General features: G+C 60.0%; 23 protein-coding genes and 1 pseudogene. 11 read left to right on the forward strand and 13 right to left on the reverse strand.

The window, feature by feature from the left end; all coding sequences use genetic code 11:
- The first annotated feature begins 323 nt into the window (after nt 1-323).
- Entirely contained in the window at nt 324-3,173 is a 2,850-nt protein-coding gene (locus KGFNPO_RS00295; RefSeq protein ID WP_472632581.1) for an aconitate hydratase, read from the forward strand.
- A 91-nt stretch (nt 3,174-3,264) separates the two neighbouring features.
- On the opposite strand, the gene KGFNPO_RS00300 is transcribed toward KGFNPO_RS00295, so the two are convergent.
- The 4 genes from KGFNPO_RS00300 to KGFNPO_RS00315 all read right to left on the reverse strand — a co-directional run bounded on the left by KGFNPO_RS00300 (nt 3,265) and on the right by KGFNPO_RS00315 (nt 5,892).
- Nucleotides 3,265-3,858, reverse strand: coding sequence for an alpha/beta fold hydrolase (locus KGFNPO_RS00300; protein ID WP_472632582.1), 594 nt, complete (start codon nt 3,856-3,858; stop codon nt 3,265-3,267).
- Between the two features lie 17 nt (nt 3,859-3,875).
- Complete coding sequence (locus KGFNPO_RS00305; protein ID WP_472632583.1) at nt 3,876-4,214, reverse strand: hypothetical protein; 339 nt, start codon at nt 4,212-4,214, stop codon at nt 3,876-3,878.
- A gap of 467 nt (nt 4,215-4,681) precedes the next feature.
- Nucleotides 4,682-5,323, reverse strand: a complete 642-nt coding sequence (locus KGFNPO_RS00310) for an NrsF family protein (RefSeq protein WP_472632584.1) — start codon at nt 5,321-5,323, stop codon at nt 4,682-4,684.
- Nucleotides 5,320-5,892 carry a sigma-70 family RNA polymerase sigma factor gene (locus KGFNPO_RS00315; protein ID WP_472632585.1) on the reverse strand — a complete coding sequence of 191 codons (573 nt, stop codon included), beginning with the start codon at nt 5,890-5,892 and terminating at the stop codon, nt 5,320-5,322. The genes KGFNPO_RS00310 and KGFNPO_RS00315 overlap by 4 nt, the downstream gene beginning before the upstream one ends.
- Before the next feature lie 126 nt (nt 5,893-6,018).
- On the opposite strand from KGFNPO_RS00315, the gene KGFNPO_RS00320 reads away from it, so the two are divergent.
- The 9 genes from KGFNPO_RS00320 (at nt 6,019) to KGFNPO_RS00360 (ending at nt 14,540) form a co-directional block, all read left to right on the forward strand.
- The gene (locus tag KGFNPO_RS00320) at nt 6,019-6,828 is read left to right on the forward strand and encodes a DUF1223 domain-containing protein (protein ID WP_472632586.1); all 810 of its coding nucleotides are present in this window, start codon (nt 6,019-6,021) and stop codon (nt 6,826-6,828) included.
- Nucleotides 6,795-7,424 (forward strand): cytochrome b/b6 domain-containing protein, encoded by a 630-nt coding sequence (locus KGFNPO_RS00325; RefSeq protein ID WP_472632587.1) that lies wholly within the window; start codon nt 6,795-6,797, stop codon nt 7,422-7,424. The genes KGFNPO_RS00320 and KGFNPO_RS00325 overlap by 34 nt, the downstream gene beginning before the upstream one ends.
- 25 nt (nt 7,425-7,449) lie before the next feature.
- Entirely contained in the window at nt 7,450-8,232 is a 783-nt protein-coding gene (locus KGFNPO_RS00330; RefSeq protein WP_472634530.1) for a molybdopterin-binding protein, read from the forward strand.
- Between the two features lie 77 nt (nt 8,233-8,309).
- On the forward strand, nt 8,310-8,582 hold the full coding sequence (locus KGFNPO_RS00335; RefSeq protein ID WP_472632588.1) for a pentapeptide MXKDX repeat protein: 273 nt from the start codon (nt 8,310-8,312) through the stop codon (nt 8,580-8,582).
- A 445-nt stretch (nt 8,583-9,027) separates the two neighbouring features.
- Nucleotides 9,028-10,017 carry an arsenosugar biosynthesis radical SAM (seleno)protein ArsS gene (gene arsS, locus KGFNPO_RS00340; protein WP_472632589.1) on the forward strand — a complete coding sequence of 330 codons (990 nt, stop codon included), beginning with the start codon at nt 9,028-9,030 and terminating at the stop codon, nt 10,015-10,017.
- A 25-nt stretch (nt 10,018-10,042) separates the two neighbouring features.
- Nucleotides 10,043-12,217 carry an FAD-dependent oxidoreductase gene (locus tag KGFNPO_RS00345; protein ID WP_472632590.1) on the forward strand — a complete coding sequence of 725 codons (2,175 nt, stop codon included), beginning with the start codon at nt 10,043-10,045 and terminating at the stop codon, nt 12,215-12,217.
- A gap of 3 nt (nt 12,218-12,220) precedes the next feature.
- A complete protein-coding gene (locus tag KGFNPO_RS00350; protein WP_472632591.1) occupies nt 12,221-12,895 on the forward strand; it encodes a TIGR04283 family arsenosugar biosynthesis glycosyltransferase in 675 nt (224 codons plus the stop codon).
- 8 nt (nt 12,896-12,903) lie between these two features.
- Nucleotides 12,904-13,548, forward strand: a complete 645-nt coding sequence (locus tag KGFNPO_RS00355; RefSeq protein WP_472632592.1) for a TIGR04282 family arsenosugar biosynthesis glycosyltransferase — start codon at nt 12,904-12,906, stop codon at nt 13,546-13,548.
- Between the two features lie 122 nt (nt 13,549-13,670).
- Complete coding sequence (locus KGFNPO_RS00360) at nt 13,671-14,540, forward strand: DMT family transporter (RefSeq protein WP_472632593.1); 870 nt, start codon at nt 13,671-13,673, stop codon at nt 14,538-14,540.
- A 166-nt stretch (nt 14,541-14,706) separates the two neighbouring features.
- Here the strand turns inward: KGFNPO_RS00360 and KGFNPO_RS00365 are convergent, their stop codons facing one another.
- The 3 genes and pseudogenes from KGFNPO_RS00365 to merA form a co-directional block, all read right to left on the reverse strand.
- Entirely contained in the window at nt 14,707-15,858 is a 1,152-nt protein-coding gene (locus KGFNPO_RS00365) for a patatin-like phospholipase family protein (protein WP_472632594.1), read from the reverse strand.
- Nucleotides 15,859-16,073: 215 nt separating this feature from the next.
- Nucleotides 16,074-16,334, reverse strand: coding sequence for an SHOCT domain-containing protein (locus KGFNPO_RS00370; RefSeq protein ID WP_472632595.1), 261 nt, complete (start codon nt 16,332-16,334; stop codon nt 16,074-16,076).
- A gap of 183 nt (nt 16,335-16,517) precedes the next feature.
- Nucleotides 16,518-17,936 (reverse strand): annotated as a pseudogene (merA, locus tag KGFNPO_RS00375) (mercury(II) reductase); the annotation flags it as partial.
- Nucleotides 17,937-18,154: 218 nt separating this feature from the next.
- On the opposite strand from merA, the gene merR reads away from it, so the two are divergent.
- Nucleotides 18,155-18,571, forward strand: a complete 417-nt coding sequence (gene merR / locus KGFNPO_RS00380) for an Hg(II)-responsive transcriptional regulator (protein WP_472632596.1) — start codon at nt 18,155-18,157, stop codon at nt 18,569-18,571.
- A gap of 91 nt (nt 18,572-18,662) precedes the next feature.
- Here the strand turns inward: merR and KGFNPO_RS00385 are convergent, their stop codons facing one another.
- From KGFNPO_RS00385 to xdhC, 6 genes are all read right to left on the reverse strand, one after another.
- A complete protein-coding gene (locus KGFNPO_RS00385; protein WP_472632597.1) occupies nt 18,663-21,359 on the reverse strand; it encodes a bifunctional diguanylate cyclase/phosphodiesterase in 2,697 nt (898 codons plus the stop codon).
- Nucleotides 21,360-21,833: 474 nt separating this feature from the next.
- Nucleotides 21,834-22,433, reverse strand: a complete 600-nt coding sequence (locus KGFNPO_RS00390) for an alpha/beta fold hydrolase (RefSeq protein ID WP_472632598.1) — start codon at nt 22,431-22,433, stop codon at nt 21,834-21,836.
- 17 nt (nt 22,434-22,450) lie between these two features.
- Entirely contained in the window at nt 22,451-22,789 is a 339-nt protein-coding gene (locus tag KGFNPO_RS00395; RefSeq protein WP_472632599.1) for a hypothetical protein, read from the reverse strand.
- A gap of 437 nt (nt 22,790-23,226) precedes the next feature.
- Entirely contained in the window at nt 23,227-24,543 is a 1,317-nt protein-coding gene (gene guaD, locus KGFNPO_RS00400; RefSeq protein ID WP_472632600.1) for a guanine deaminase, read from the reverse strand.
- 93 nt (nt 24,544-24,636) lie between these two features.
- A complete protein-coding gene (locus tag KGFNPO_RS00405) occupies nt 24,637-25,089 on the reverse strand; it encodes an REP-associated tyrosine transposase (protein WP_472632601.1) in 453 nt (150 codons plus the stop codon).
- Nucleotides 25,079-26,182 (reverse strand): xanthine dehydrogenase accessory protein XdhC, encoded by a 1,104-nt coding sequence (gene xdhC, locus KGFNPO_RS00410; RefSeq protein WP_472632602.1) that lies wholly within the window; start codon nt 26,180-26,182, stop codon nt 25,079-25,081. Before xdhC ends, KGFNPO_RS00405 begins: the two co-directional genes overlap by 11 nt.
- Nucleotides 26,183-26,324 lie beyond the last annotated feature (142 nt).

Genomic DNA, 26,324 nt, shown 5'->3' on the forward strand with positions numbered 1-26,324 from the left:
CCTTGGTCCGGCGCGCAGCGCACAGATACTGCAGCGCACTTTTCGTGGCTTCCGTGACCGCATTGCGCGAGGTTTTACCATGATGATTTGCGGTCTGTTAATTATTCCCTGACCGGTTACACTGACCATATACCATCGACCTGCAGCCAGCAAGCCGGGACGTCAAGCCGGAATTAGACAGTGTAGGTTGGAGCGCTGCCGTCCGGCATGGCAGGTTTTTATAACACTCATCTGTAACACTCAGGCGGTATTTCAAGTCAAAGTTCAGGCCGAATTCAAGGCACCATTTCAGGTCGTAATCAATCACCTCGAAGGAGCATGCGATGCACCACAATCTATTCGACAGTTTCCAATCATTTGACATCCCCGACGCTGGCAAAGCCAATTTTTACAGCTTGGCGGCGCTGGAAACGGCCGGCCTGGGCAAGATCAGCCGCTTGCCGGTATCGCTGCGCATCGTGCTGGAATCGGTGCTGCGCAATTGCGACGGCAAGAGCGTCACGGAAGACCATGTGCGCCAGCTCGCCGCCTGGCAGCCGAACGCACCGCGCCAGGATGAAATCCCGTTCGTGGTGGCGCGCATCGTGCTGCAAGACTTTACCGGCGTGCCGCTGCTGTGCGATCTGGCGGCGATGCGCGGCGCGGCGGCGAAACTGGGCAAAGACCCGACCATCATCGAACCGATGGTGCCGGTGCATCTGGTGGTGGACCACTCGGTGCAGGTCGATCACTACAATGCGCCGGACGCCTTCCGGCTGAATATGGAGATCGAGTTCCAGCGCAACCAGGAGCGTTACCAGTTCCTGAAATGGGGCATGCAAGCTTTCGATACCTTCAAGGTAGTGCCGCCCGGCATCGGCATCGTGCATCAGGTCAATTTGGAATATCTGGCGCGCGGCGTGTGGCAGAAAGATGGCGTGTATTACCCCGACACCTTGGTCGGCACCGACTCGCACACCACCATGATCAACGGCATCGGCGTGGTCGGTTGGGGCGTCGGCGGCATTGAGGCCGAGGCCGCGATGCTGGGCCAGCCGGTGTATATGCTGACCCCGGATGTGGTGGGCGTGCACCTGAGCGGCAAACTGGGCCAGGGCGTGACCGCCACCGATCTGGTGCTGACGGTGACCGAGTTGCTGCGCGGCGCAAAAGTGGTCGGCAAGTTTGTCGAATTCTTCGGCGAGGGCGTGGCGTCGCTATCGGTGCCGGATCGCGCCACCATCAGCAACATGTCGCCCGAGTACGGCGCCACCATCGGCTTCTTCCCGATCGACGACGCCGCGGTGGCTTACCTGACGATGACTGGACGCACCAAGGAAGAGGTGGCTGCGTTCCAGAGCTACTTCAAGGCGCAGGGCTTGTACGGCGTGCCGCAACAGGGCGAGATCGATTACAGCGCCACGCTGACGCTGGATTTGTCCGGCATCACGCCTTCGGTGGCCGGACCCAAGCGGCCGCAGGATCGCATCGCACTGCCTGCGCTGGGGGCAAAATTCGATGCGTTGTGCGTGGCGCCGGTCGAGCAGGGCGGCTTCGGCAAGCCGGCCGAGCAGTTGCGCAGCCGCTATCCGACCAAGTTCGCGCTTGCCAGCGCAACTGCTGCTTCCGCGCCGCCCTCGGCCGGCGGCGGCGATCAGAGCGCAGCGCAGCCGATGCCCGATAGCGAAGTCGAGATGGTGGACGATCATCCGAGCCCGACCCCGCCGCCTTCGGAAGAGAGTGTCTGCAGCTATGTCGACCTCGGCCACGGCGATATCCTGATCGCCGCCATCACTTCCTGCACCAATACCTCCAACCCCGGCGTGTTGCTGGCGGCCGGCTTACTGGCCAAAAATGCGGTGGAGCGCGGCCTGTCGGTCCGGCCCCACATCAAGACTTCGCTCGCGCCCGGTTCGCGCGTGGTCACCGAATATCTGCGCAACGCCGGACTGCTGACTTATCTGGAGCAACTCGGATTCGGGCTGGTCGGCTACGGCTGCACCACCTGCATCGGCAACAGCGGCCCGCTCGACCCATGCCTGGAAGAAATTGTCATCAATCGCGACCTGATTTGCGCGGCAGTGTTGTCCGGCAACCGCAATTTCGAGGCGCGCATCCACGCCAACATCAAGGCCAATTTCCTGATGAGTCCGCCGCTGGTGGTGGCCTTCGCCATCGCCGGACGGGTAAATCTGGATCTGGAGCACGACCCGCTGGGCCAGGGCAAGGACGGCTTGCCGGTGTATCTGAAAGACATCTGGCCGACCCCGGAAGATCTGGCAGCGGTACAGAAATTCGCCAGCGACCCCGCCATGTATCGACGCCTGTATGCCGACTTTACCCAGGACAATCCGCTCTGGAACAGCATCTCCGCCCCGACCGGCGACATGTACACCTGGGCGGAATCGACGTACATCGCCGAACCGCCGTTTTTCGAAGGTTTCGGCACTGCGGCCTTCAAGGTCGGCAACATTGCCGGCGCGCGTGCTTTAGGCATCTTTGGCGACTCCGTGACCACCGACCACATCAGTCCGGCCGGCTCGATCAAGGCCACTTCGCCCGCCGGCAAGTACTTGCTGGCGCATGGCGTGGCGCAGCCGGATTTCAACAGTTACGGATCGCGCCGCGGCAATCACGAGGTGATGATGCGCGGCACCTTCGCCAATGTGCGGATCAAGAACTTGCTGGTCCCGCTGAAAGCCGACGGCAGCCGCACCGAAGGCGGGATTACGCTGCACCAGCCGGACGGCGCACAGATGCCGATCTACGACGCCGCCATGCAATACGTTGCAGATAACGTGCCGACGATGATATTTGCAGGCGAGGAATACGGCAGCGGTTCGTCGCGCGACTGGGCGGCAAAAGGCACCCAGCTGCTCGGCGTCAAGGCGGTGATCGCCCGCAGTTACGAGCGCATCCATCGCTCCAATCTGGTCGGCATGAGCGTGTTGCCGCTGCAGTTCAAGGGGGCCGACAGCATACAGTCGCTGGCCATCAAGGGCGATGAAACCTTTGATCTGACCGGTCTGGACGGCACGCTGACACCCGGGCAGGATCTGACTCTGGTGATACACCGCAAGGATGGCACCAGCCAGGAATGCCAGTTGTTGCTGCGCATCGATACGCCGATCGAAGTGGATTACTACACCCACGGCGGCATCTTGCCGTACGTGCTGCAGCGTCTGGTGGCATAAGCAGAGCAGGGCGAGTGCAACCCGCGCTGAATCGGGAGAGTGTGTTACCGAGAATGCGCGCGGGTTGCACCCGCCCTACCTCCTGGGCGATTCATGCGGCAATTTGCAACTCTTCTACTTCTTTAATCGCGGCTTTAATGATGTCAACCGCGTGGTGCGATTGCGTCACTTCATGATGGTTTGATTCCACTTCGATGAACTTCACGTCCCGGCGGTTGTGCATGCTGTCGATGGTTACCACCCCATCGTTGGCAGTCGCCATCAGGTGGCTGTGGCCCTTGGTGGTGACGATTGCGGTCCAGGGAACCTGCAAGTCGATGCCGCGCCCTTGCGTGACCGGACTGGCTACCGGGTGGATGTCTTTGTAGATCTGTTGCGGGGAAAAGAAATTCAGCGTAAGCGCAGCCTCGGAGCCTCCATACGGAGTCGCCATGGTGACCGCGCCGACCACTTGATCGCCCAGCTTGTCGGCCAGGTGCAGCGCATACAGCCCGCCCAGGCTATGGGCGACAAAGAAAATGTCGGTTTCGTCTTTGAGCCGCTTGAGCATCGCCGCAAGATTGGCGGAAAAGCCGTTTTTGCTGTCATATTCCAAGCAGATCTCATCGTGTCCGACGACTTCCGAGCGGATGAAATTGAATGAATCGCTGCTCGCGCCGTGGCCGTGTAAATAGATTAATTTCATGCTGTGACGCCTTTCACTCAGTGTGGGTTCGGTGCTGGGAGTTTGGCGCTGGCGTCCACGTCAATTTTTGCCTTGGCCGAAGTTTTTGCGTGTCCGGTCCTCCCGGGTTTGCTAGTTTTGATTTGGGTATCGTGCGTATTCGTCTGTGCTGCAGCCGCCGCATCCAGTCCGGTGCCGATGGTGGTGCCGCTGCTGTTATTGATGCTTGCATTCGGATTGAAACCGGATGGCGCAATGCCAACGCCGACCTGCGCATTGGTGGCGGCGCCCAGGCTCAGGCCTTGCGCCACCGCTATGGAGGACATGGAGGCGGCCAATACAAAAGCCAACGGGCCTATGGTTTTTTTGAAAGTCATAAAAAATCCTGAAGTGAAAAAATGCATCACGGATGCAAGAGTTTCGATGGTGATGTGCCCACTAGTTCGGCAAAAGCCCCGACTGCGTGCTGAAATTATGCCAAATATGCATCTATATCTTTGAATTCAAACGAATTTAATGAAATGTAAAGGTATGTAACGCCGGCCTCGCCGGGTTGCGCGCCGTGCATGCATTGGGGGTCGGCGAGGATTAGCTTGCGGCTGGTGGGCAGGGCGTCACCGGGGAGGCAAGCGGTATTGGTCTTGGCGCTGACACTGATCGCTTAACCCGGTTTTCCGTTCCACTGCGCCTCAAACCCCAGGTTGGGGCAGGCACACGAGTGAACTGATCGAAGCTGCCAGCGACAGCCCCGACCAGCGTACGGTGTTTTGCGGCTCATGGATGGCGGTACGGCTATTTTGCAAAAGGCGATATCGGTGCCGCCGGGTTACATGTTCCACCACAGCTACCAGGCCAGCACGCGGGGACCGATCAAGGCTCCCAGCGTTGCCGGAATCAGCATCCCCAATACATACCAGAAGCCGACAAATACTGCGCTCATCTCCGGGCAGTGCAAGCAATACACCGCCGCCGCCGCCGCGCCCGAGGCCAGCCCTGCGGCGGCGCCCGCCAGGCGCAGACGTGTCGGCGCCTGGCCGCGCATGACGTGCAGCGCGGCGGCGAACACAGGCAAGGACATCAGCGTGATGAGCGGCGGACAATAACGCCAGGTGCTGCCCCAGAACAGCCCGGCGCGGGCTTCGGGCGCCGCTTCCAGCAGCGTCGCGCCCGCCACGCACCAGATCAGCAGCACCGGCGCGCCGATCCACAGCGGCAGCCAGGCGGTGCGCGCCCCCGGCGCCGACAAGCGCTTGGCCGCCAGCCAGCCAGCCCAGGCCAGCGCTGCCGAAAACACCAGTTTGATCCAGAAAGCCGGCAGCATCTCTGCCTGTCCCAAGTCCGGGCGCACGCCCAGCACGGTCAGCATGATGGCCGTACTGGCGAGCAAACCGCCCAGCAATGGCAACATGGCGCTGCGCGCCGGTCGCGGGGCGACGCCGACATCCGGGCCGCTGGCTAGCATGTTGATCAAGTCATCCGTTTTCAAGTCATACCTCTTAATGTAGTCGCCAGTGTTTTCAAGCCGCGATGCACCGACACCTTGACGGCCGCCTCCGACATCTGCAGGGCGCTGGCCGCCTCGCGTACGGACAAGCCGTCCAGCTTGGTATAAATGATTGCGTCGCGCTGCTTGTCGGGCAGCGTGGCCAGTAACTTGGCCAGGTCGCGGCGCGCCTCGCCGGCTTCCTGGTCGGCGTTGGAAAACAGCGCGTTCTCGTCGCCCAGCGGTTCGTGCAGGCTGTCACGCCGCGCATGCCGGCGCAGCCAGTCGATCAGTTTGTACTTGGCGATGGCATAGATCCATGCCGTCAGCGGCATGTCGGTGTCGTAGCTGAGGCGCTGATTGTGTATCGCCAACAACGATTCCTGCACCAGATCCTCGACTTCGTCCGGCCAACTGCCCAGACGCCGCCGCAGGAAGGCGCGCAAATACGTCGCCGTCGTCTGCAGGAAGCACCGGTACGCCTGCGCGTCACCATCGAGCCCTTGCAAAAACAACGCATGCAGGCGCAATTCGGTTTGGCGCAGAACAGTTACCTCTGTTATTCGTTGCATCGGCGCCTTAAGTAACAGCATGTGATAAATAAAAATTATTGTAAGAAATTTTCGTCCTACGCTGTAACCAATTTATTGATGGCTTCGAACTACCTGTCACTGTCACCCACAAACAGGCAATGCACCATGAAACCTTCTCTCATGCTCAGTCTCGGCGCCTCGCTCTGCGCCGCGTCGGCATCGTATGCCGGCGGCTGCGAAGTCAAAAGTGGCCCGGCCACCGCCGCTCTGGTTGAACTGTACACCAGCGAAGGCTGCTCCAGCTGTCCACCGGCCGACCGGCAACTGAGCAATCTGCGTCGCCAGCTCGATGCCAATGCGATCGTGGTGCCGCTCGCCCTGCACGTCAGTTATTGGGACCGGATCGGCTGGAAGGATGTGTTTGCGCAAAAAATATTCGACGCGCGGCAAAGCGAGCTGCTGGAAAAACGCCGCAACAAAGTCGTCTACACGCCGCAATTTTTCGTCAATGGCGACGAATTGCGCGACTGGAGCACGGCGCTGCCGGCCGCGATCCGCCGCACCAATGCCAAACCGGCGCCGTTGACGATCAGCCTCAAAAGCACGCCCGCCAACCTGGCGGCGACAACGGCGGCCGGCGCCATGCTGCTGGAGGCAGATGTCGCCGCGGTCGATCCGCACACCGCCGGCGCGCTGTATCTGGCCCTCAGCGAAAGCGGCCTGGTGTCGCATGTGCTGCGCGGCGAAAACGGTGGCGCTACTCTCAGGCATGACGATACCGTGCGCCTGTGGCTGGGGCCATTCCCGCTGGCGCAAGGCAAAACCCGCGTACGCCAGGAAATCAGCTTGCCGGCGGCATGGCATAGCGAACGCGTGCAGGCGGTGGCGTTTGTCCAGAGCGCAGACGATGCGCGCATCTTGCAAGCGGTCAGCACGGCGCAATGCCTGGCCGCGACGTCGGCACGGAGCCTGTGATGGGCCGCGATCCGCGCACCATTCATCCGGGTTGGCTGCGTATCACGCACTGGCTCAACGCCGTCGCCGTCGCGCTGCTGGTGACAAGCGGCTGGCGTATCTACAACGCCACGCGTTTTTTAGATTTCGGTATCCCGGGCGCCATCACGCTGGGCGGCTGGCTCGGCGGCGCCTTGCTGTGGCACTTCGCGGCGATGTGGCTGCTATTCGCCAACGGCATGCTGTATTTGTCGATCAACCTGTTCTCCGGCCGTCTGCGGCGGCAGTTCTTCCCAGTCTCGCCGCGCGAGTTGCTGCGCGACTTGGGCGCGGCGCTGAAAGGCAAGTTGACCCACGCCGACCCGCGCCACTACAACAGTGTGCAGCGGCTGGCCTACCTGTTCGTCATGCTCGATAGCGTGGTCTTGGTGCTGTCCGGGCTGGTGCTCTGGAAATCCGTGCAATTTCCGCTGCTGCGCGAGCTGATGGGGGGGTATGAAGCAGCGCGCCGCGTGCACTTTTTTGCGATGAGCGGTTTGTGCGCCTTCATCGTGGTGCATATCGTGATGGTGGCACTGGTGCCGCGCACCCTGCTGGCCATGCTGCGCGGTCGCTAAGCGCTTGAATCAAGGAAAACAGATCATGAAACTCTTCAAAAAACGTGACATTGTCATCCCCGGCGACGGCGCGGCGATGCTGGCAGACAGCATCGCCAGGATCGCCCAGCCGTCGCGCCGCGCCTTCCTGCAGCGTAGCCTGACTCTCGGCGGCCTGACGTTACTGACTGGCTGCTCGATCGGCGGCCAGGACAGCATCGACCAGGCGCTGACCGGCATCTCGCGTTTCAACGACCGCATCCAGGGGCTGCTGTTCGATCCCACCCGCCTGGCGCCGACTTATCCGGACAGCATGATCACCCGGCCGTTCCCGTTCAACGCCTACTACGGCGAAGACGAGGTCCGCGAGGTCGATGGCGGCGACTGGCGTCTGGAACTGAGCGGCCTGGTGGCCGAGCGCAAGCCCTGGACGCTGGCGCAGTTGCGCGCCATGCCGCAGCAATCGCAGATCACGCGGCATATCTGCGTCGAAGGCTGGAGCGCCATCGGCAAATGGGGCGGCGTGCCGTTCGCGCAATTCCTGCGCCACGTGGGCGCCGACCTGAGCGCGAAATACGTGGGTTTCAAATGCGCCGACGACTATTTCACCAGCATCGACATGGCCACCGCCCTACATCCGCAAACGCTGATGGCGCTCACCTACGACGACCAGCCCTTGCCGCCGCGCTACGGTTTTCCGATGAAGCTGCGCATGCCGACCAAGCTCGGCTACAAGAATCCGAAACACATACAGGCCATTTTTGTCACCAATACCTACCCTGGCGGCTACTGGGAAGACCAGGGGTATAACTGGTTCGGCGGCAGTTGATCGTGCATCGATCGCTGTCCCGGACCGCCTTTAACGCGGTACCCACGTTGTTTAACTTCACCTATCGAGGAACCATCATGAAAAAAATCACCATCGCACTGATCGCCGCTTGCCTGACGATGTCCGGCGCCGTGTATGCGCAGGACGCCATGAAAAAGGACGACATGAGCAAAGGCGTCATGGAGAAAGACGGCATGGCCAAGGATGGCATGAAAAAAGACGCCATGAAAAAGCCCCCCAAGCACAAGATGGCCAAGGACGGCATGAAGAAGGATGCCATGACCAAGGATGAGATGAAAAAGGATGAAATGAAAAAGGACGAGATGAAAAAGGATGAAATGAAGAAATAATCGTGATGCCCGGCTTTCAGGCCGGGCGTCCTCGGATGATGTTGTTCCAGCGGTGAATTGGGTGCCGCAGGTTGGCGCTGAGCTTGCGAAGCGCAACATGCGTTAGCGATATAGGTTCGCTCCACAGGTTGGGGTTTGCAGTCCAACCTGTGCGGCATTTATAAAATAGGGAGTATATGATAAAAATGTCATTTATACGCATACATAAATTGCGTAACAAAAAAATACAATAAGCAGTATATGTTCTCAAGTCCGGCTCCTCCTCTCAAACTTGGCACCCCGCCGCGTGGGCAGAGTTTGGACTACTCTTATAGTGGGCTGAATAATTAAAAATCGTTGTATTCTGAATCCGGTTCGTGTCTTGCGTGGACCATGTTTCGCCACAATGCATTGCGCAACATCGACGATGCAATGGCAGCCACCATCACCACTATCGAGGATCGTCATGCACGCCACCCTGCCATTGCTTCAGGCCACCGAGTTTCCCTCCTTGAGTCGCCATCAACTGACCACTTTGCAAGTCAATCTCGGCTACCGCTGCAATCAGACCTGCGTGCATTGCCACGTCAATGCCGGGCCCAACCGCACCGAGATGATGGATGCCGAAACCCTGGCCTTGATTCCTTCGATACTCACCGCACGCGGCATCGGCACGCTGGACCTCACCGGCGGCGCGCCTGAATTGCACCAGGGCTTCAGACAACTGGTGCAGGCGGCGCGCGCCTTGGGCGTCAAGGTGATCGACCGCTGCAATCTGACTATCCTGTTCGAACCGGATCAGGATGGCCTGGCTGAATTTTTGGCGCAGCATCAAGTGGAAGTGGTCGCATCGCTGCCCTGTTATTCGCTCGCCAACGTCGACCAGCAGCGCGGCGCGGGCGTGTTCGACAAGAGCATCGCTGCCCTGCAGCGGTTCAATGCGCTCGGTTATGGCCGCGCAGGTTCCGGGCTGACGCTCAATCTGGTCTACAACCCGCAAGGCGCTGCGTTGCCTCCGGCGCAAGCGCCGTTACAAGCCGCATACAAGCGCGAGCTGTTCGAGCACTTCGGCGTGGTCTTCAACGAACTGTTCACGCTGGCCAACATGCCGATTCAGCGCTTTGGTTCAACCCTCATTTCGAACGGGCAGTTCAACGATTACATGCGCTTGTTGAAGGAGAATTTCGCCGCGGCCAACCTCGCCAACGTGATGTGCCGCAGCCTGGTCAGCGTCGATTGGCAAGGCTTTCTGTACGACTGCGACTTCAATCAACAGTTGGGACTGGCCTTGCCCGGTACCGGTACCGGTGCCAGTGCCGGTGTCGGGCAAGGACGACCGCATTTGCGCGATCTGCTGACAGATGATCCGATAGGCCGCCCGATCCGCGTCGCCGATCATTGCTATGGCTGCACTGCCGGACAAGGCAGCAGTTGTGGCGGCGCGCTGCACGATTGATGTAGAAACGGAATAAGACCGAACGATGAAAAAACTACTGCTGCTCGTCGTCGTTGCGCTGCTGGTGCTGGCTTTTTTTGCGCTGGATCTGCATCGTTTTCTTACTCTGGACAGTCTCAAGGCAAGCCTGGGACAATTCGAAGTATTCCGGGCCGCTTCGCCAGTGTTTGTCGGGTGCGCCTTCTTTGCGCTGTATGTGGCGGTGACCGCGCTTTCCTTGCCGGGCGCGGTGGTAATGACGCTGGCAGCAGGCGCTTTGTTTGGCTTGCTGGCGGGCACGGTGATGGTGTCGTTTGCCTCCAGCGTCGGCGCGACGCTGGCTTTTTTGACCTCGCGCTATCTGCTGCGTGACGCGATCCAAAACCGTTTCGGCGGCCGGTTAAAAACCATCAACGACGGAATAGCCCGTGACGGCGCGTTCTACTTGTTCACGCTGCGTCTGGTGCCGCTGTTTCCATTCTTCCTGATCAATCTGCTGATGGGGCTCACCAAGATTCGCACCAAAACCTATTACTGGGTCAGTCAGCTAGGCATGCTGGCCGGCACGCTGGTGTATGTGAATGCGGGCACCCAACTGGCGCGGATATCCGGGCTGTCTGGCATTGTTTCGCCCGGGTTGTTGCTGTCGTTCGCACTGTTGGGGGTATTTCCGATGCTATCCAAATGGTTCTTGAAGTTTTTGCAGCGTCGTCGCATGTACGCCAAGTGGCAACGCCCGAAAAAATTCGACCGCAATCTGATCGTGATCGGCGCCGGTGCCGCCGGTCTGGTCAGCGCGTATATCGGCGCTACCGTGCGCGCCAAGGTGACGCTGATCGAAGCGCACAAAATGGGCGGCGATTGCCTGAACTACGGCTGCGTGCCGAGCAAGACGCTGATCAAGTCGGCCCGCATCGCCCATCAGATGCGCGATAGCGAGCGCTACGGACTGGCAGCGGTGGTGCCGGAATTCAGTTTCCGCAAGATCATGGCGCGGGTGCATGAAACCATCCGCGCCATCGCACCGCACGACAGCGCAGAACGCTACACCAAATTAGGGGTGGAAGTGCTGCAGGGTTACGCCCGCATCGTCGATCCCTGGACCGTGGAAGTGACGCTGAACAATGGTGGCAGCCAGCGCTTAACCACCTTAACCACCCGCAGCATCGTCATCGCCACCGGTGCCAAACCGATCGTGCCGCCGCTGCCCGGATTGGCGGATGTCGGCTATGTCACCAGCGATACGCTGTGGGACGAATTTGCCAAGCTGGACGCGCCGCCGGCCCGCCTGGTGGTGCTGGGCGGCGGGCCGATTGGCTGCGAGCTGGCGCAAAGTTTTGCGCGCCTGGGTTCCCAAGTCTCGCAAATTGAAATGACGCCGCGCATCATGATCCGCGAAGACCAGGAAGTCTCCGAACTGGCGCGCAATGCGCTCACGCGTGACGGCGTGGACGTTCTGACCAGCCACAAGGCGCTGCGCTGCGAACGTGAATCTGTGGATGGACGCGAGAGCAAGTTCATCGTCCTCGAACATAACGGCGCCGAGCTGCGCATCGAGTTCGACGCGCTGTTATGCGCGGTGGGGCGCGAGGCGCGGCTGACCGGCTTTGGCCTGGAACAACTGGGAATTGAAACTCAGCGCACGGTGGTAACCAACGATTACCTGGAAACGCTGTATCCCAACATCTTCGCCGCCGGCGACGTGGCCGGCCCTTATCAATTCACCCATACCGCCGCGCATCAGGCCTGGTATGCGACGGTCAACGCGCTGTTCGGCGATTTCAAGAAATTCAAGGCGGATTATTCGGTGATTCCCTGGGCCACTTTCATTGCGCCGGAAGTGGCGCGGGTCGGGATCAACGAACAGGAAGCCCGGGAAAAACGTGTGGCCTATGAGGTCACGCAATATGATCTGGCCGAGCTGGATCGCGCCATCACGGATGGCGCCGCGGATGGCTTCGTCAAAGTGCTGACGGTGCCGGGCAAGGATCGCATTTTGGGCGTGACCATCGTCGGCGAACATGCGGCTGAGCTGCTGGCCGAATTCGTGCTGGCGATGAAGCATGGACTTGGCCTCAACAAGATACTGGGCACGATTCACACTTATCCGACGCTGGCCGAAGCCAACAAATACGTCGCAGGCGAATGGAAACGGGCCCATGCGCCGCAATGGATATTTGCCTGGTTGGCGCGCTATCACGCCTGGAAGCTGGGAGCATAAGCCGTGAAGCTGTCCATCATCGTGCCGGTGCTGAACGAAGCGCAACTGCTGCCAGTGCTGCTGGAACGGCTGTCGCCGCTGGTGAAACTTGGCTGCGAAGTCATCATCGCCGATGGCGGCAGCGAAGATGGCTCGGCCGATTTTGCACAATGCGCCGGCTGCACGCTGGTGCGTTCAGCGCGGGGCCGCGCCCGGCAAATGAATGCCGGCGCGGCGCGTGCAAGCGGGAATGTGCTGTTGTTCCTGCATGCCGATACGCAATTGCCGGATGGAGCCGTGACCTTGGTCGCACAGGCGCTGTCAGGCGGGGAATTTTGCTGGGGCCGTTTCGATGTCTGGATCGCCGGCCGTGCGCTGATGCTGCGCGTGGTCGGACGCATGATGAATCTGCGCTCGCGCCTGACCGGCATCGCCACCGGCGATCAAGCCATGTTTGTCACTCGTGCGGCGTTCGATGCGGCGGGCGGCTTTCCGGATCAGCCATTGATGGAAGATATCGAGTTGTCCAGGCGCTTGCGCACGCTTTCGCGACCGGCCTGCGTCCATCGTTGCGTGACCACTTCGGGCCGGCGCTGGGAGACGCGCGGCGTCTGGCGCACGATCCTGTTGATGTGGCGGCTGCGCTGGCAATACTGGCGCGGCGTCCCGGCCAGCCAATTGGCACAGGCATATCGATGAAACCCGCGATGAAACCGCTTCAGCCTGTCCGTATCGTGATTTTCGCCAAAGCGCCCATGCCGGGGTTCGCCAAGACCCGTCTGATTCCGGTGCTTGGCGCACAGGGCGCGGCCGATCTGGCGCAACGCCTGTTGGCGCACACGCTGCACAAAGCCATCGCCGCCGATGTGGGCCAGGTTGAACTCTGCGTGACTCCGTCGGCGACAGACCTTGCGTGGCGGAAAATCGCGCTGCCGGATGCGGTGCAATGGTCGGATCAGGGGGAAGGCGATTTAGGAGAAAAAATGGCGCGTGCGGCGCAACGCGTGCTGGAGGGTGGCACATCGGCTGGCGAATCGATCTTGCTGATCGGCACCGACTGCCCGCAACTCAGCGTTGCTTACTTGCAGCAAGCCGCTGATGCATTGCTGCGCACCGATGCCGCGCTGTTTCCCACCTTTGATGGCGGCTATGCGTTGTTGGGCCTGAACCGGTTTCATCCATCCTTGTTCGCAGATATTGCGTGGAGCACCGACAGCGTTGCCTTTGAGACGCTGCGCCGGCTGGGGCAACTGGGCTGGAGCGTGCATAGCCAACCCATGTTGCACGACATCGACGAACCCGCCGATTTGCAGTGGCTGCCAAAAACATGGCTGGAGGCGGCGCAGGTGTGACAGAGTGGCGGGACAGCATACAAGGATAAGCGTCAAGCGTATCCGCTCCAATATACGCTCCAACGGTTGCATGACTTCGTGGTTCAGGTGCTGCCATTGTTCTTTCTTTATCAGGATGGTTTATGTCTTTCACCCGCTTGTTTTTGCTGACCCTGTTCGCGATGCTGTCTTTTGCCGGCAATTCGGTGCTATGCCGTCTTGCTTTTCGACAGACATCCATCGATCCCGCCAGCTTCACTGCGATACGTTTGCTGTCCGGGGCGCTGATGCTGACCTTGCTGGTCCATTTTCGTCGTGGCGCGGCCGCCGGCAAACCTGGCGGCAATCACGGCATTGGCGGCAACTGGCCGTCAGCATGTGCGTTGTTTGCCTACGCCGCCGGTTTTTCGTTTGCCTATACCAGTTTGACAACCGGCACCGGAGCCTTGTTGCTGTTTGGCGCGGTGCAGGCGACCATGATACTGGCAGGCTGGTGGTCCGGAGAGCGGCTCAATGCGCGCCAGGTGAGCGGCTTGCTGCTGGCCTTTGCCGGACTGGCTGCCGTCATGTTGCCGGGTTTGTCGGCACCGCCGCTGGGAGCCGCATTGCTGATGCTGTCGGCCGGCATCGCCTGGGGCATCTATTCGCTGCGTGGGCGCGGTGTGGTCGATCCGGCCGGCGCCACAGCCGGCAATTTCTTGCGCGCCGCGCCCTTGTCTGTACTGCTGAGTGCCGCGCTGCTGGCGCAACAGCAACTGGATGGATTGGGAATACTGTATGCAGTGCTGTCCGGTGCGATTGCTTCGGGCCTCGGTTATGCGCTCTGGTACGCGGCCTTGCGCGGATTGACGGCGACCCGTGCTGCCGCGCTGCAATTGAGCGTGCCAGTCATTGCGGCGTTGGCGGGCTTGCTGTTCCTGCAGGAGCCGATTACCTGGCTTCTGATGCTGGCCTCGGTGGCGATTCTGGGCGGCATCGCGATGGTGGTGTTCGACCGGCGGCTAGTGGCCTGATCAAAAAACTGACTATGGTTCAAACCCCGTCCGAAAGAAAGGTGAGCGACTAAGGAGCGACTCGTCGGGAGGGGATTCAAAGCCCAAAGCCCTTCCAACAGTGCTTAACAGTGCCTAGCAGTGCTTATTACCGGTCATAGGCCGGTCTGACGAATTGGTCCGGCTGTCAGTCATGCACCACGATGCCCACGGCCGGGTCGATGGCTTCATTCCAGGGCGCTTGCGCGATCCGGCTGCGCGCGAGTTCGCGCCCCGCCGTCCAGCGGGCTGCGATGCCGGCTGGCGTAAAGTCGATATCCTTGGTGTGATTTTCCCTTTCCAGTGCGGGCGTGCGCAACGGCAGTACGTGCATCACGGTGCCGCAGCCCCATCCGAGCAGTTCCCTGGCCTGCGGCGTGGTGCGTACGTTTTCCGGCAACAGGCGGCCCAGTTCGCGCACCACATGGCGCAGATGGTGAAGCTGTTGCTGACGCGCGGTGTGGCTCTCCGCCCGGCTGGAATACAGGATTTCCTTCTGGCGGCTGAGCACCTGCTCAATGGTGTGCGGGACTTCGTTTTCCTGCTGCCACAGGCGGGTGGCGAAGATCACGGAGTCGCGGCGCGGATTGTCGTCCATCACGACTTCGATCGGGGTATTGGAATAGATGCCGCCATCCCAGTACGGTTCGCCGTCGATCATGACGGCGGGGAACGCGGGCGGCAGCGCCCCCGAAGCCATCACATGATCGATGCCGATCACTTCATCGCGGCTGTCGAAGTAGCGCATGCGGCCGGAACGCACATTCACCGCGCCCAGCGTCAGCCGCATCGCACCCGCACCCTTGGCGATGCGGTCGAAATCGACCAATTCGCCGAGCGTGCGGCGCAGCGGTGCAGTACTGTAAAAGCTGGCTTCAGTCACGCCCAGCGACGTCTGGGGGCTGAACCATGCGCGCGGATTCGGCCTGAAGAAACCTGGAATTCCTTGCGCTAGCGTGCCCAGGTTATGCATCAGATTGCCGATGCCAAAGGCGTTCCAGTGCGTGGAAGACGACACGCCACTGGCGACCAGATCCCAGAATTCCTTCAGGCGGGCAACCCGGTGCTGCGGCGCATTGCCGGCGATGATGGCGCCGTTGATGGCGCCAATCGAGGTTCCCACCACCCAGTCCGGTTCGATGCCCGCTACGTGCATGGCTTCATACACGCCGGCCTGAAAGGAGCCCAGCGCGCCGCCGCCTTGCATCACCAGCACCACCTGGCCGGGCAGTTTCGGCTGCGCCGCCTGCAGCCCGGCCTTGCCGGAATGCGCCGCCGTCCTTGTTTTGGGATGTGCCATCGGTCAATTCCTTGGTTGGAAACGGTTGGGGCCGCGCGGATATGCCGCCGCGCCAGGCGCATTATTTCTTGCAAGACAGTGCGAAAGATGCAGCAATAAAAATATACTTGATTGTGTATTATATTTTACGCAATGATTACATGCGGTAAATGATGTTTTATATAAAATTACAGGGGAGTATATGTGCTTTGCATAAAATATCTGCGTGATGGCGCTTATCTTTTGCGCTCGCTGGCATCCATCTCCTGTTGCATTTTCTGGAAAGTTTCGCTGTCGATTTCACCTTTTGCATAACGTTTTTTCAGGATGTCGAGAGGCGATTCAAGCGGGAGAATTTTCCCCTGGCCATTACGCGTGATCAGCCATCGCACGATCAGCACCACAGCCGCGAGGATGACACCCCAGAATAAAACACATAACAGCCCCATGCCGCCCATCATCCAGCCTCCTTGCCCGTTGTTCATCATGTTCATCATGTTTGCGTCTCCGGTTGCCCATTAGGGAAAATCTGTCGATTTATGATTATTCAGCCTGCCAAATAACTGATGACGCACTTCACAAGCAGAACGATCCGGAATCGGTAGGTCGGAAAAGCGCAGCGCCTTCCGACAATCAAGCCGTAACGTCGGAAGGCGCTGCGCTTTTCCGACCTACAAAACTTACCCGGCGCAGCAGGACAATTGTGTCACATCCTTGGTGAATGTTTGCGCGCACAGCTTCAGGCTCTCCACCATCGTCAGGTAGGGGAACAACTGGTCAGCCAAATCCTGCACGGTCATGCGGGCGCGGATGGCGATGGCCGCGGTCTGGATGATTTCGCCCGCTTCCGGCGTGACTGCCTGCACGCCCAGCAGACGCAGGCTTCCGGCTGCGGCGACCAGTTTGATGAAGCCGCGCGTGTCGAAGTTGGCCAGCGCACGCGGCACATTGTCCAGCGTCAGGGTGCGGCTCACGGTTTCGATCCCGGCCAGCTGCGCCTGCGCTGCGCTTAAACCCACCGTAGCAACTTGCGGGTCGGTGAACACCACTGACGGCATTGCGCTCAGATCGAGGGCGGCCTCGCCACCGGTCATGTTGATCGCTGCACGGGTGCCTGCAGCCGCTGCCACATAGATGAATTGGGGTTGGTCGGTGCAGTCGCCGGCCGCAAAAATGTGCGGGCTACTGGTGCGCATGCGCTGGTCGATGACGATGGCGTGTTGCGCGTTGACGCTGACACCGGCCGCTTCCAGCCCCAAATCGCGCGTGTTGGGTACCCGGCCGGTGGCTACCAGCAGCTTCTCAGCGCGGACTTCGCCATGCTCGCTGGCGAGCACAAATTCGCCGTCCGCGTAGGCCACATGGCTGACCTGCGTGTGTTCCAGCACTTCGATGCCTTCGGCGCGAAAGGCTGCTGTGATGGCTGCGCCGATGGCCGGATCTTCGCGCAAGAACAAGGTGTTGCGCGCCAGGATCGTCACCTTGCTGCCGAGTCGCGCGAACGCCTGGGCCAGTTCCAGCGCCACCACCGAGGAGCCGATCACGGCCAGCCTGTGCGGAATGGCATCGCTCACCAGCGCCTCGGTCGAAGTCCAGTACCGCGTGTCCTTCAGACCTGGGATCGGCGGCACGGCCGCGCTGGCCCCGCTAGCAACCAGGCAGCGGTCGAAGGCAATCGTACGCTCGCCGCCTGCGGTCATTTGCACCATCAGGTGCCCGCTGTCCTTGAAACGCGCCGCGCCGCGCAGCACGGTGATGGCCGGGTTGCGCTCCAGAATGCCTTCATACTTGGCATGCCGCAGTTCCTCAACGCGCGCCTGCTGCTGCGCCAGCAACGCCGGGCGGTCGATGACGGGTGCGCTGGCAGTGATGCCGCCATCGAATGGACTGCTCTGCCGCAGATGCGCGATATGCGCCGCACGGATGAATATTTTGGACGGTACGCAGCCGATGTTGACGCAGGTGCCGCCGATGGTGCCGCGCTCGATCAGCGTGACCTGGGCCCCGAGTTCGGCCGCCTTGAGCGCCGCCGCCATTGCAGCGCCACCGCTGCCAATGATGGCAATCTGCAACTGGCTTCCACTCTTGTCTGTCGCAGCCATTGCACCCGAGTCGGGGTCAGTGGCCAGTTTGACGTCCATGGCGCAAGAGGTGCCGCTCATGTCGTCGACTTTTATTTCAATCATTTTCGCCGCCAGTACCGTGCCAATCACGCCGGCCCGTGTCAGTGTCTTGGAGTTTTGCATGCATTTTCCCTTTTGAGATTGTCGCGGATGACTTAAGCTTACTTCCGTAGTCATGTACGGAGTCAAGCGATATGGAAAGCAATCTTGAAAATCTGACCATCGGCACCTTTGCCAAGGCGGCCGGGGTCAACGTGGAAACCATCCGGTTTTATCAACGCAAGGGCCTGTTGCCGCAGCCGGACAAGCCCTGCGGCAGCATTCGCCGCTACCTCGACTCGGATGTGGCGCGTGTGAAATTCGTGAAGTCCGCGCAGCGCCTGGGCTTCAGCCTGGACCAGGTTGGCGGCTTGCTGAAGCTGGAGGATGGCATGCATTGTGGCGAGGCCGCAGAAATCGCCGCCCATCGTCTGGCCGATGTCCGTGCGCGCCTGGTGGACCTGGCGCGCATGGAGACGGTGCTATCGCAACTGATTGGCGCCTGTCATGCACAGAAAGGGAGTGTTTCTTGCCCGTTGATTGCCTCGCTGCAAGGCAATGGGCTGGCTTGATCTATCCGATCCGCCCGCCCACTGTCGAGGCCGATGCGTGATGAGAACTTTGGTAACGGTAACGGGAGCGCCGGGCGTTTGCCCGGCTCTTTCATTTCTGCGCCAGGCAAACCGCCGAACAGGCGCTCGGCGTTTCCTGGCGCAACAGTTGTTCGAACTCCGCCAGCGCCAACGGCTGGCTGCACAGGTTGCCCTGATAGGCCGGGCAACCGCGCCCGGCCAGGAATTGGCGCTGGGCTTCGGTCTCCACCCCTTCCGCGATGACTTCCAGACCCAGGCCGTGTGCCAGCGCCACAATGGTGCTGACGATGATGGCATCGTCGGTGTCGCTTAACACATCGCACACAAAGGAGCGGTCGATCTTCAGCTGGTCCAGCGGCAGGCGCTTCAGGTACGACAGGGATGAATAACCGGTGCCAAAATCGTCCAGCGCGAAATGCATCCCGCGCGCTTTCAGCAGACGCATCTTGTCGATGGTGTCTTCCACGTCTTTCAGCAGCAGGCCCTCGGTCAGTTCCAGCTTCAGCTGTTCAGGATTGGCGCCGGTACGCTCCAGCACGGCCAGCACCTGCATCACAAAATCTGGCTGATACAACTGGCGCGCACTGACATTGACCGCCAGCGTCAGGTGCGCCATTTCGGCCTGGGCAGCCCAGTTGCTGAGTTGGGCGCAGGCAGTTTCCAGCACCCACTGGCCCAATGGCAGGATCAGACCCGACTCTTCGGCCAGAGCAATGAAATCGCCTGGCAAAACCAGGCCGCGCTGCGGGTGCTGCCAGCGCAGCAAGGCTTCGGCACCCGTCAGGCGTCCAGCCGCATCCACTTGCGGCTGGTAATACAGCGCGAATTGAGAGTCCTGCAGCGCCTGGCGCAGGTCGGCCTCCAGGGCGGCGCGCGCCGTGACCACGGCCTGCATGTCCGGGTCAAAGAAGCGCAGGGTATTGCGGCCGGCCGCTTTGGCTTCGTACATGGCCAGATCGGCCCGCTGCAACAGCGCATCCACGCCGCCCAAGTAATGATTGAACAGGCTCACGCCAACGCTGGAGCTGCTGTGATAAACATGGTCGGCCAGCAGATAAACCTGATTCAGCGCGGCAAGGATTTTTTCACCGACGGCTTTGGCCTGGGTCGCGGCGGCGTGCGGCAGCGCGCTTAAGTCTTCCAGCATCACCACGAACTCGTCGCCGCCCAGGCGCGCCACGGTGTCGCCCTCGCGCACGCAGTTGCAGAGCCGTTGCGCCACCTGTTGCAGCAGCAGGTCGCCCTTGTCATGGCCCAGGGTATCGTTGACCGTCTTGAAATTATCGAGGTCGATGAACAGCAATGCGCCCTCATGTCCGCTGCGCTCGCTGGCCACCAGCGCCTGACGCAGCCGATCCAGCAGCAAGCGCCGGTTGGGTAGCCGGGTCAGCGGGTCAAAGAAAGCCAGATGCCGGATCTCGTTCTCCGCCGCCTTGCGGGTGGTGATGTCGGTCAGGGTGCTGACGTAGTGGCTGACCTCGTCCACGGAATTTTTTACCGCCGTGATGGTGAGCTGTTGCGGATACACCTCGCCGTTCTTGCGGCGGTTCCAGATTTCACCTTGCCAGGACCCGCACCGCGCGATGCTTTCCCGCATCGCCGCATAGAAAGGCGCATCATGCCGCCCCGAACTGAGCAGCTTGGGCGTCTGGCCCACCGCGTCGTCAGTGCTGTAACCGGTGATCTCGGTGAAAGCATGGTTGACGCGCTGGATCACTTGATGGGCATCGGTGACGAACATGCCTTCCTGCGATTCGAAGGCGGCAGCGGCGACGCGCATCTGCTGTTCGGCCCGTTTGCGCTGCATGATGTTGCGCTGTATCCGTCTGTGATGGAGCGAGAAGACAATGCCTAAAGTCAGCATCAGCAGACTGGCCAGGGACGCCTGCAATAACAGCGCGGCTCGGGTTTGCCGGTGGGTGGAAAGCATTTCCGTGGTTGCAATTCCGGCCGTTACCGCGATTTGATAGGGCGCCACCAGTCTGAAGAAAAAGGTGCGCTCGATGCCGTCCACAACGCGGGTAGTAAAAGCGCCGCTCTTTTGCCCCTGCGCGATGTGCGACAACACCGGAGCCTCAGGGGCGTTGATGCCAAAGTTTTCTTGGCCGCCGGCTCTTTTGGCGCGAATCACGCCATCCAGGCCGAACAGTGCCGCCACCCCATCCCGGCCCAGATCGAGATCGCGGTAGAAGCGGGTGAAATAGCCCGGGTCGAGCGACACCACCGCCACCCCGCCAAAAGTGCCATCCTTGCGGTTGATGCGGCGTGAAAGCTGGATCGACCACTTGCCAGAGGCCCGGCCGAGTACCGGTTTGGAGATGAGTAATTTTCCAGTATCTGCCGCGAGATGAACCTTGAAATGTTCCCGGTCCGACAGGTCCATCGGGCTCTTGATCGGAAGGTTGCTCAATTGAAGCATTCCATTGGAATCGATGACACCGACCTGATTGAAGATGTCGGTATCGATCACGCCCTGTTGCGTCAGCGTTTTCAGATCCAGCTTGACGCCGATTGCTTCATAGCGCGCCATCACGAAACGCAGCGTCTGGTCGGCGCTGCGGAAGGTGCGCACCGCATGTTCCTGGGTCACCCTGGTCAGGTTGGCGAGATCGTGCTCGGTATCTGCGATGGTTCTGGCCCGGTCTGCCGCGATCAGCGAACAGACGTGCAGCCAGGCGGCGGCGATCAGCAAGGCGACCACCAGCCATGCGGCGATATGCGGTAGCCAGTGACGATGGCACTTGAATCTCTGCGGCGTGTTTGGCATAAGCCCTTGGTGGCGTGGAGCGCGATTTGACCGGCATCGGTGCAAAATTTGTATGACAACAGCGTGGAACTCAACTTTACTCCGGGCAACAGTGTTGCGTGGGAAATGGTGCGTTGCGGTTTGCTTTGCGTCAATAGTCTGGCGGATTGGCGGATTGGCGCATTCCGCTGTCAATCCGGGGAAAATGCCGGTGCTCCGCATCGCACCATTTTGTTCACAGAGGGTCGCGCTATCGCGGTACCAGCCGGGTTCGATTTTGTTGGTCGGGAATGGGGCGGTGTGACAAGCCGAAACCGGAGCGGCGCCAGGCGCAGCCTTTGGTGCGGCCAATGGAGGAGTCGTGCGTGATGTTTTTGCAGGCCGGGCCCGCTACGCGATACCGGGTCCAGGTCTTTCCAGTCCGGCGCGTATTGGTGGCAGTTTCGTTTGTAAGCGAGCAGGTATCGTCACGGTAGCCGGTGCATTACAGGGTTTTCATGCTGCGACTTGCAATTCTTCTACTTCTCTGAGAGCTGCTTTGATGATGTCCACCGAGTGGCGCGATTGCGTCACTTCATGATGGTTTGATTCCACCTCGATGAACTTCACGCCGCGGCGGCAGCGCATGCTGTCGATGGTTACAACCCCATCGTTGGCCGACGCCATCAGGTGACTGTGGCCCTTGGTGGTGACGATTGCGGTCCAATGCTGGGGGACCTGCAAGTCGATGCCGCGCCCTTGCGTGACCGGACTGGCTACCGGGTGAATGTCTTTATAAATCTGCTGCGGGGAAAAGAAATTCAGCGTAAGCGCAGCCTCGGAGCCTCCATACGGAGTCGCCATGGTGACCGCGCCGACCACTTGATCGCCCAGCTTGTCGGCCAGGTGCAGCGCATACAGCCCGCCCAGACTATGCGCGACGAAGAAAATATCGGTTTCGTCTTTAAGCTGTTCGAGCATCGCTGCAAGATTGGCGGAAAAGCCGTTTTTGCTGTCATATTCCAGGCAGATTTCATCGTGCCCGGCGATTTCCGAGCGGATGAAATTGAATGAATCGCTGCTCGCGCCGTGGCCGTGTAAATAGATTAATTTCATGCTGTGACGCCTTTCACTCAGTGTGGGTTCGGTGCTGGGAGTTTGGCGCTGGCGTCCACGTCAATTTTTGCCTTGGCCGAAGTTTTTGCATGTCCGCTCTGCTTGATTTTGGTGGTTTTGAGCGGGGCATCGTGCGCATTCGCCTGCGCGGCGGCCGCCGTATCCAGCCCGGCGCCGATGGCTGCCTCGCTGCGGTTATTGATGCTGGCGTTCGGATTGAAACCGGAGGGCGCGCTACCGACGCCGACCTGCGTATTGGCTGCGACACCCAAGCCCAAGCTTTGCGCCAGTGCTATGGAGGACACGGATGCAGCCAATACAAAAGCCAACGGGCCTATGGTTTTTTTGAAAGTCATAAAAACTCCTGAAGTGAAAAAACGCATCATGGATGCAGGAGTTTCGATGGTGATGCGCGCCACTAGTTCGGCAGAAGCCCACGCAGCCGCCTGAAATTATTCCGAATATGCATCTATATCATTGAATTTAAACGAATTTAATGAAGTGTAAGGGTGTGTAACGCCGGCCTCATCAGCGTCTCGTGGAACGCCGTAATGATGTTGTTTCAGTCGTAAGTCGGGCCCCGTAGATTGGCGCTGAGCGGTGCGAAGCCCAACCTCCGTCAGCGCTAGTGGTGAATTTCGCCTGTTGGGTTTTGCAGTCCAACCTACAATATATTTATAAAAATAGGGAGTATGTGATAAAAATGGCACTTATCTGCATGTATCTATTGCGGGATTAAAAAATACAATAATCAGTATGCGATTATTGCCAGATCCGGCTTCTGCTCTAGAACTTAGCGCTGATGCAGCTTGCGCCCCGCCGCATACGTAGCAAAAACGCTGCGATCGTCGCCCAGCAAGGCAAACGCGAACAGCAATTCTTCCAGGCTTTCAGTGCGTGCGCTGCGGCGCGCCAGCAGCTTTGTTGCCTGCGGGTCGAGCACGATGAAGTCGGCTTCGGCGCCTGCTGCGAAGTTGCCGATGGTGCCTTCCAGCTGCATGCTGCGCGCAGCGCCCAGCGTGGACAGGTAAAACATGCGCAGCGCCGACAAGCCAGTGCCGCCCATGCGCGCCACCTTGAAGGCTTCGTTCATGGTCTGCAGCATCGAGAACGCGGTGCCGCCGCCGACGTCAGTTGCCAGCGACAGCAGCACTTGCGCCGCATCGGCCCGGGCGAAATCGAACAAGCCGCTGCCGAGAAACAGGTTGGAAGTGGCGCACACCGCAATCGCGGATTGGGTTTCGGCCATGCGCCTGAAATCGGCGTCGTCGAGCCAGATGCAGTGCCCGAACATCGCGCGCGGGCGCAGCAGGCCGACACGATCGTAGACGTCCAGATAGCTGCGCGCGCCGGGGAATAACTGCTTCACCCAAGCCACTTCATCGAGGTTTTCGGCGACGTGGGTTTGCACATACGTATCGGGATAAGCGCGCGCCAGTTCGCCGGCAAGTTGCAACTGCGCATCGGTTGAAGTCGGCGCGAAACGCGGCGTGATCGCGACCAGCTGGCGGCCGCGTTTATGCCATTTTTTGATCAGCGCTTCGGTATCGCGCGCGCCGCTCTCGGCGCTGTCGCGCAGAAATTCCGGACAGTTGCGGTCCATCAGCACCTTGCCGGCCACCATCCGCAAATTGCGCTTTTCGCTTTCGGTGAAAAATGCCTCGACCGATTCCGGATGCACGCTGCAATACACCATCGCGGTAGTGGTGCCGCAGCGCAACAGCTCGTCGATAAAGAAGGTCGCCACTTCGGCCGCATGCAGCGGGTCGGAAAACTGCCGTTCGGCCGGAAAGGTGTAGCGCTCCAGCCACGGCAGCAAGCCGGGCGCGGGGGAAGCGATGATATCGGCCTGCGGATAATGCAGATGGGTATCGATGAAGCCGGGCACAATCAGCTTGCCGCGATAGTCCACCACAACCGTATCCGGCGTCAGGCCGGAATGCAGCTGGGCATAGTCGCCGGCAGCGGTGATGCGGCCATCCGCAACCAGCAACAGACCGTCCTCATGCCATTGGTGGGAATCGGCATTGAGGGCCGGATCGGCGGTGAAATGCAGAATGCTGGCGCGGTAGGCTTGCAGCCTGGGTTCGTTTGCAGTGGCGATTGCCATGAATTATTCCTTCATCCTATTTCTAATAAACAACCGGCTGTTTTTCTGTAGGTGCGAATTTATTCGCATTTCCCAGCACGGATAAATCCGCAGCTACAACCACATGGCATCCCAATGGGGATAATCGCCGATATTTTTTACCAGTCCGGCGCGCAGCGGATTGACGACGATGTAGCGGGCAATGTGCCGGACATCTTCCTCTTTGCGCACCGCATGGTCATAAAATGCTTTCTGCCACAAAGCGCCCTGGCGATTCAAATGTCTATTCACGCGGTGTGCGGAACGCGCTTTGAAGCGTTTTACAACCGACGGCAGGGAAAAATTTTCTCCTAACTGAAACAGCCAATGCACATGATCCGGCATGATGACCCAAGCCAGGGAATTGACCGCGCCGCTGTCGTGCAGTACACGCATTTCTGCCATCACTAAACGCGCGCAGACAAAGTTTTTGAAATAATATTTTTCTCGTTCCGCTAGTACGGCGGTTATGAAATAGGCTCTCCCACGTTCGTTGAAACGGCCTGTTCGTAGATCGTCATAGGACATGGCTTACCTTGATGCGTGCGAATAAATTCGCACCTACGGGTTGATCGTTATCTATGATTCGATCCGCTTCTATGGTCTTTTTTAGTTCGACATCCCACACCCCCAGCAATTGCGCGGCAACTGAGGCGGCGATCACTGCCGGCTGCTTGCCGCTGATGCCGGGCAGGCCAATCGGGCACACCATGCGCGCCAGGGTTTCTGGTGCAATTCCGCGTTGCTGCAGCCGATGGGCGAATTGGGCGCGCTTGGTGCGGGAGCCGATCAGGCCAAACCATTGCACATCATTGCGTTGCGCGATGCGGCGCAGGATGTGTTCGCTCAGGCGTTGGTCCAGCGCATGTTGATGCGTCATCACCAGAAAGCAGCTGTCCGGCGCTGCGGCGTCGATTGCCGCTTCGGGCGTGTCGGTCGCTTCGATCTGGACGTTGGCGGGCAGCGCGGCCGGGAACAGGTCTTCGCGCTGATCGATCCAGCTTACGCGGCACGGCAGTTCAGACAGCGCACGCACCAGCGCCGCACCGACATGACCGGCACCGAACAGCACAAGATGGGGACGCGGCGACAGGCAGGCATCGACCAGCCAGCGTTTGCCGGCGGCGTCACGCTGAATCCGATTGGTGGGGCTGGCGTCCAGTGTTGGCTGGAAGTTAGGTGCCGCGTCCTGCAGCGGCGCAGCATCGGCACCGAGCAAGGTGGCCGGCGTGACAGTATCAAGCGCCAGCAAGCGCCAACTGTCCTGACCGTATTGCAGCCTTTCGGACAATACCTGCTGCCATTGCGTATTCGCGCTGATACGCTCGAACGCCAAATGTACTACGCCGCCGCAGCATTGGCCGAGGCTGGGGCCGAGCGCAAAACGTTCCAATCTACGTTCTGCTATTAGCGTACCGGCAGGCAGGCGCAGCATGTCGCGTGCGATGCCGCAAGCTTGCAGCTCCAGATGGCCGCCGCCGATGGTGTCGCATTGGGTGGCGGCTGTAACCAGCATTTTGGCGCCGGCTTCGCGCGGGCAGGAGCCTTCTACTTGCGCCACGGTGATTAGTACCGCGGGTGTGTTCAGATTGGTGAGGAACTGTAGCCAACTTATAGTCATTGGATTGATTTTCTCCCCTCGCCCACTTGTGGGAGAGGGGCTGGGGGAGAGGGAGGTCGATCATGCACCGGCTTGCAATACGCACGAGAAAAACGTCCATGAAGTGTGATCGATGGCATCACGCTGAATGACCGCCCTCTCC

Source organism: Gelidimonas diazotrophica, assembly GCF_055694025.1.

Bases quoted from the DNA above. Each gene is read 5' to 3' on its own strand.
- KGFNPO_RS00395 (WP_472632599.1), bottom strand. From the start codon at position 22,789: ATGACTTTCAAAAAAACCATAGGCCCGTTGGCTTTTGTATTGGCTGCA.
- guaD (WP_472632600.1), bottom strand. From the start codon at position 24,543: ATGGCAATCGCCACTGCAAACGAACCCAGGCTGCAAGCCTACCGCGCC.
- KGFNPO_RS00370 (WP_472632595.1), bottom strand. From the start codon at position 16,334: ATGATGAACATGATGAACAACGGGCAAGGAGGCTGGATGATGGGCGGC.
- KGFNPO_RS00345 (WP_472632590.1), top strand. From the start codon at position 10,043: ATGAAAAAACTACTGCTGCTCGTCGTCGTTGCGCTGCTGGTGCTGGCT.
- xdhC (WP_472632602.1), bottom strand. From the start codon at position 26,182: ATGACTATAAGTTGGCTACAGTTCCTCACCAATCTGAACACACCCGCG.
- arsS (WP_472632589.1), top strand. From the start codon at position 9,028: ATGCACGCCACCCTGCCATTGCTTCAGGCCACCGAGTTTCCCTCCTTG.
- KGFNPO_RS00390 (WP_472632598.1), bottom strand. From the start codon at position 22,433: ATGAAATTAATCTATTTACACGGCCACGGCGCGAGCAGCGATTCATTC.
- KGFNPO_RS00325 (WP_472632587.1), top strand. From the start codon at position 6,795: ATGCCTGGCCGCGACGTCGGCACGGAGCCTGTGATGGGCCGCGATCCG.
- KGFNPO_RS00320 (WP_472632586.1), top strand. From the start codon at position 6,019: ATGAAACCTTCTCTCATGCTCAGTCTCGGCGCCTCGCTCTGCGCCGCG.
- KGFNPO_RS00360 (WP_472632593.1), top strand. From the start codon at position 13,671: ATGTCTTTCACCCGCTTGTTTTTGCTGACCCTGTTCGCGATGCTGTCT.
- KGFNPO_RS00305 (WP_472632583.1), bottom strand. From the start codon at position 4,214: ATGACTTTCAAAAAAACCATAGGCCCGTTGGCTTTTGTATTGGCCGCC.
- KGFNPO_RS00300 (WP_472632582.1), bottom strand. From the start codon at position 3,858: ATGAAATTAATCTATTTACACGGCCACGGCGCGAGCAGCGATTCATTC.
- merR (WP_472632596.1), top strand. From the start codon at position 18,155: ATGGAAAGCAATCTTGAAAATCTGACCATCGGCACCTTTGCCAAGGCG.
- KGFNPO_RS00315 (WP_472632585.1), bottom strand. From the start codon at position 5,892: ATGCAACGAATAACAGAGGTAACTGTTCTGCGCCAAACCGAATTGCGC.
- KGFNPO_RS00295 (WP_472632581.1), top strand. From the start codon at position 324: ATGCACCACAATCTATTCGACAGTTTCCAATCATTTGACATCCCCGAC.
- KGFNPO_RS00335 (WP_472632588.1), top strand. From the start codon at position 8,310: ATGAAAAAAATCACCATCGCACTGATCGCCGCTTGCCTGACGATGTCC.
- KGFNPO_RS00355 (WP_472632592.1), top strand. From the start codon at position 12,904: ATGAAACCGCTTCAGCCTGTCCGTATCGTGATTTTCGCCAAAGCGCCC.
- KGFNPO_RS00385 (WP_472632597.1), bottom strand. From the start codon at position 21,359: ATGCCAAACACGCCGCAGAGATTCAAGTGCCATCGTCACTGGCTACCG.
- KGFNPO_RS00365 (WP_472632594.1), bottom strand. From the start codon at position 15,858: ATGGCACATCCCAAAACAAGGACGGCGGCGCATTCCGGCAAGGCCGGG.
- KGFNPO_RS00330 (WP_472634530.1), top strand. From the start codon at position 7,450: ATGAAACTCTTCAAAAAACGTGACATTGTCATCCCCGGCGACGGCGCG.
- KGFNPO_RS00405 (WP_472632601.1), bottom strand. From the start codon at position 25,089: ATGTCCTATGACGATCTACGAACAGGCCGTTTCAACGAACGTGGGAGA.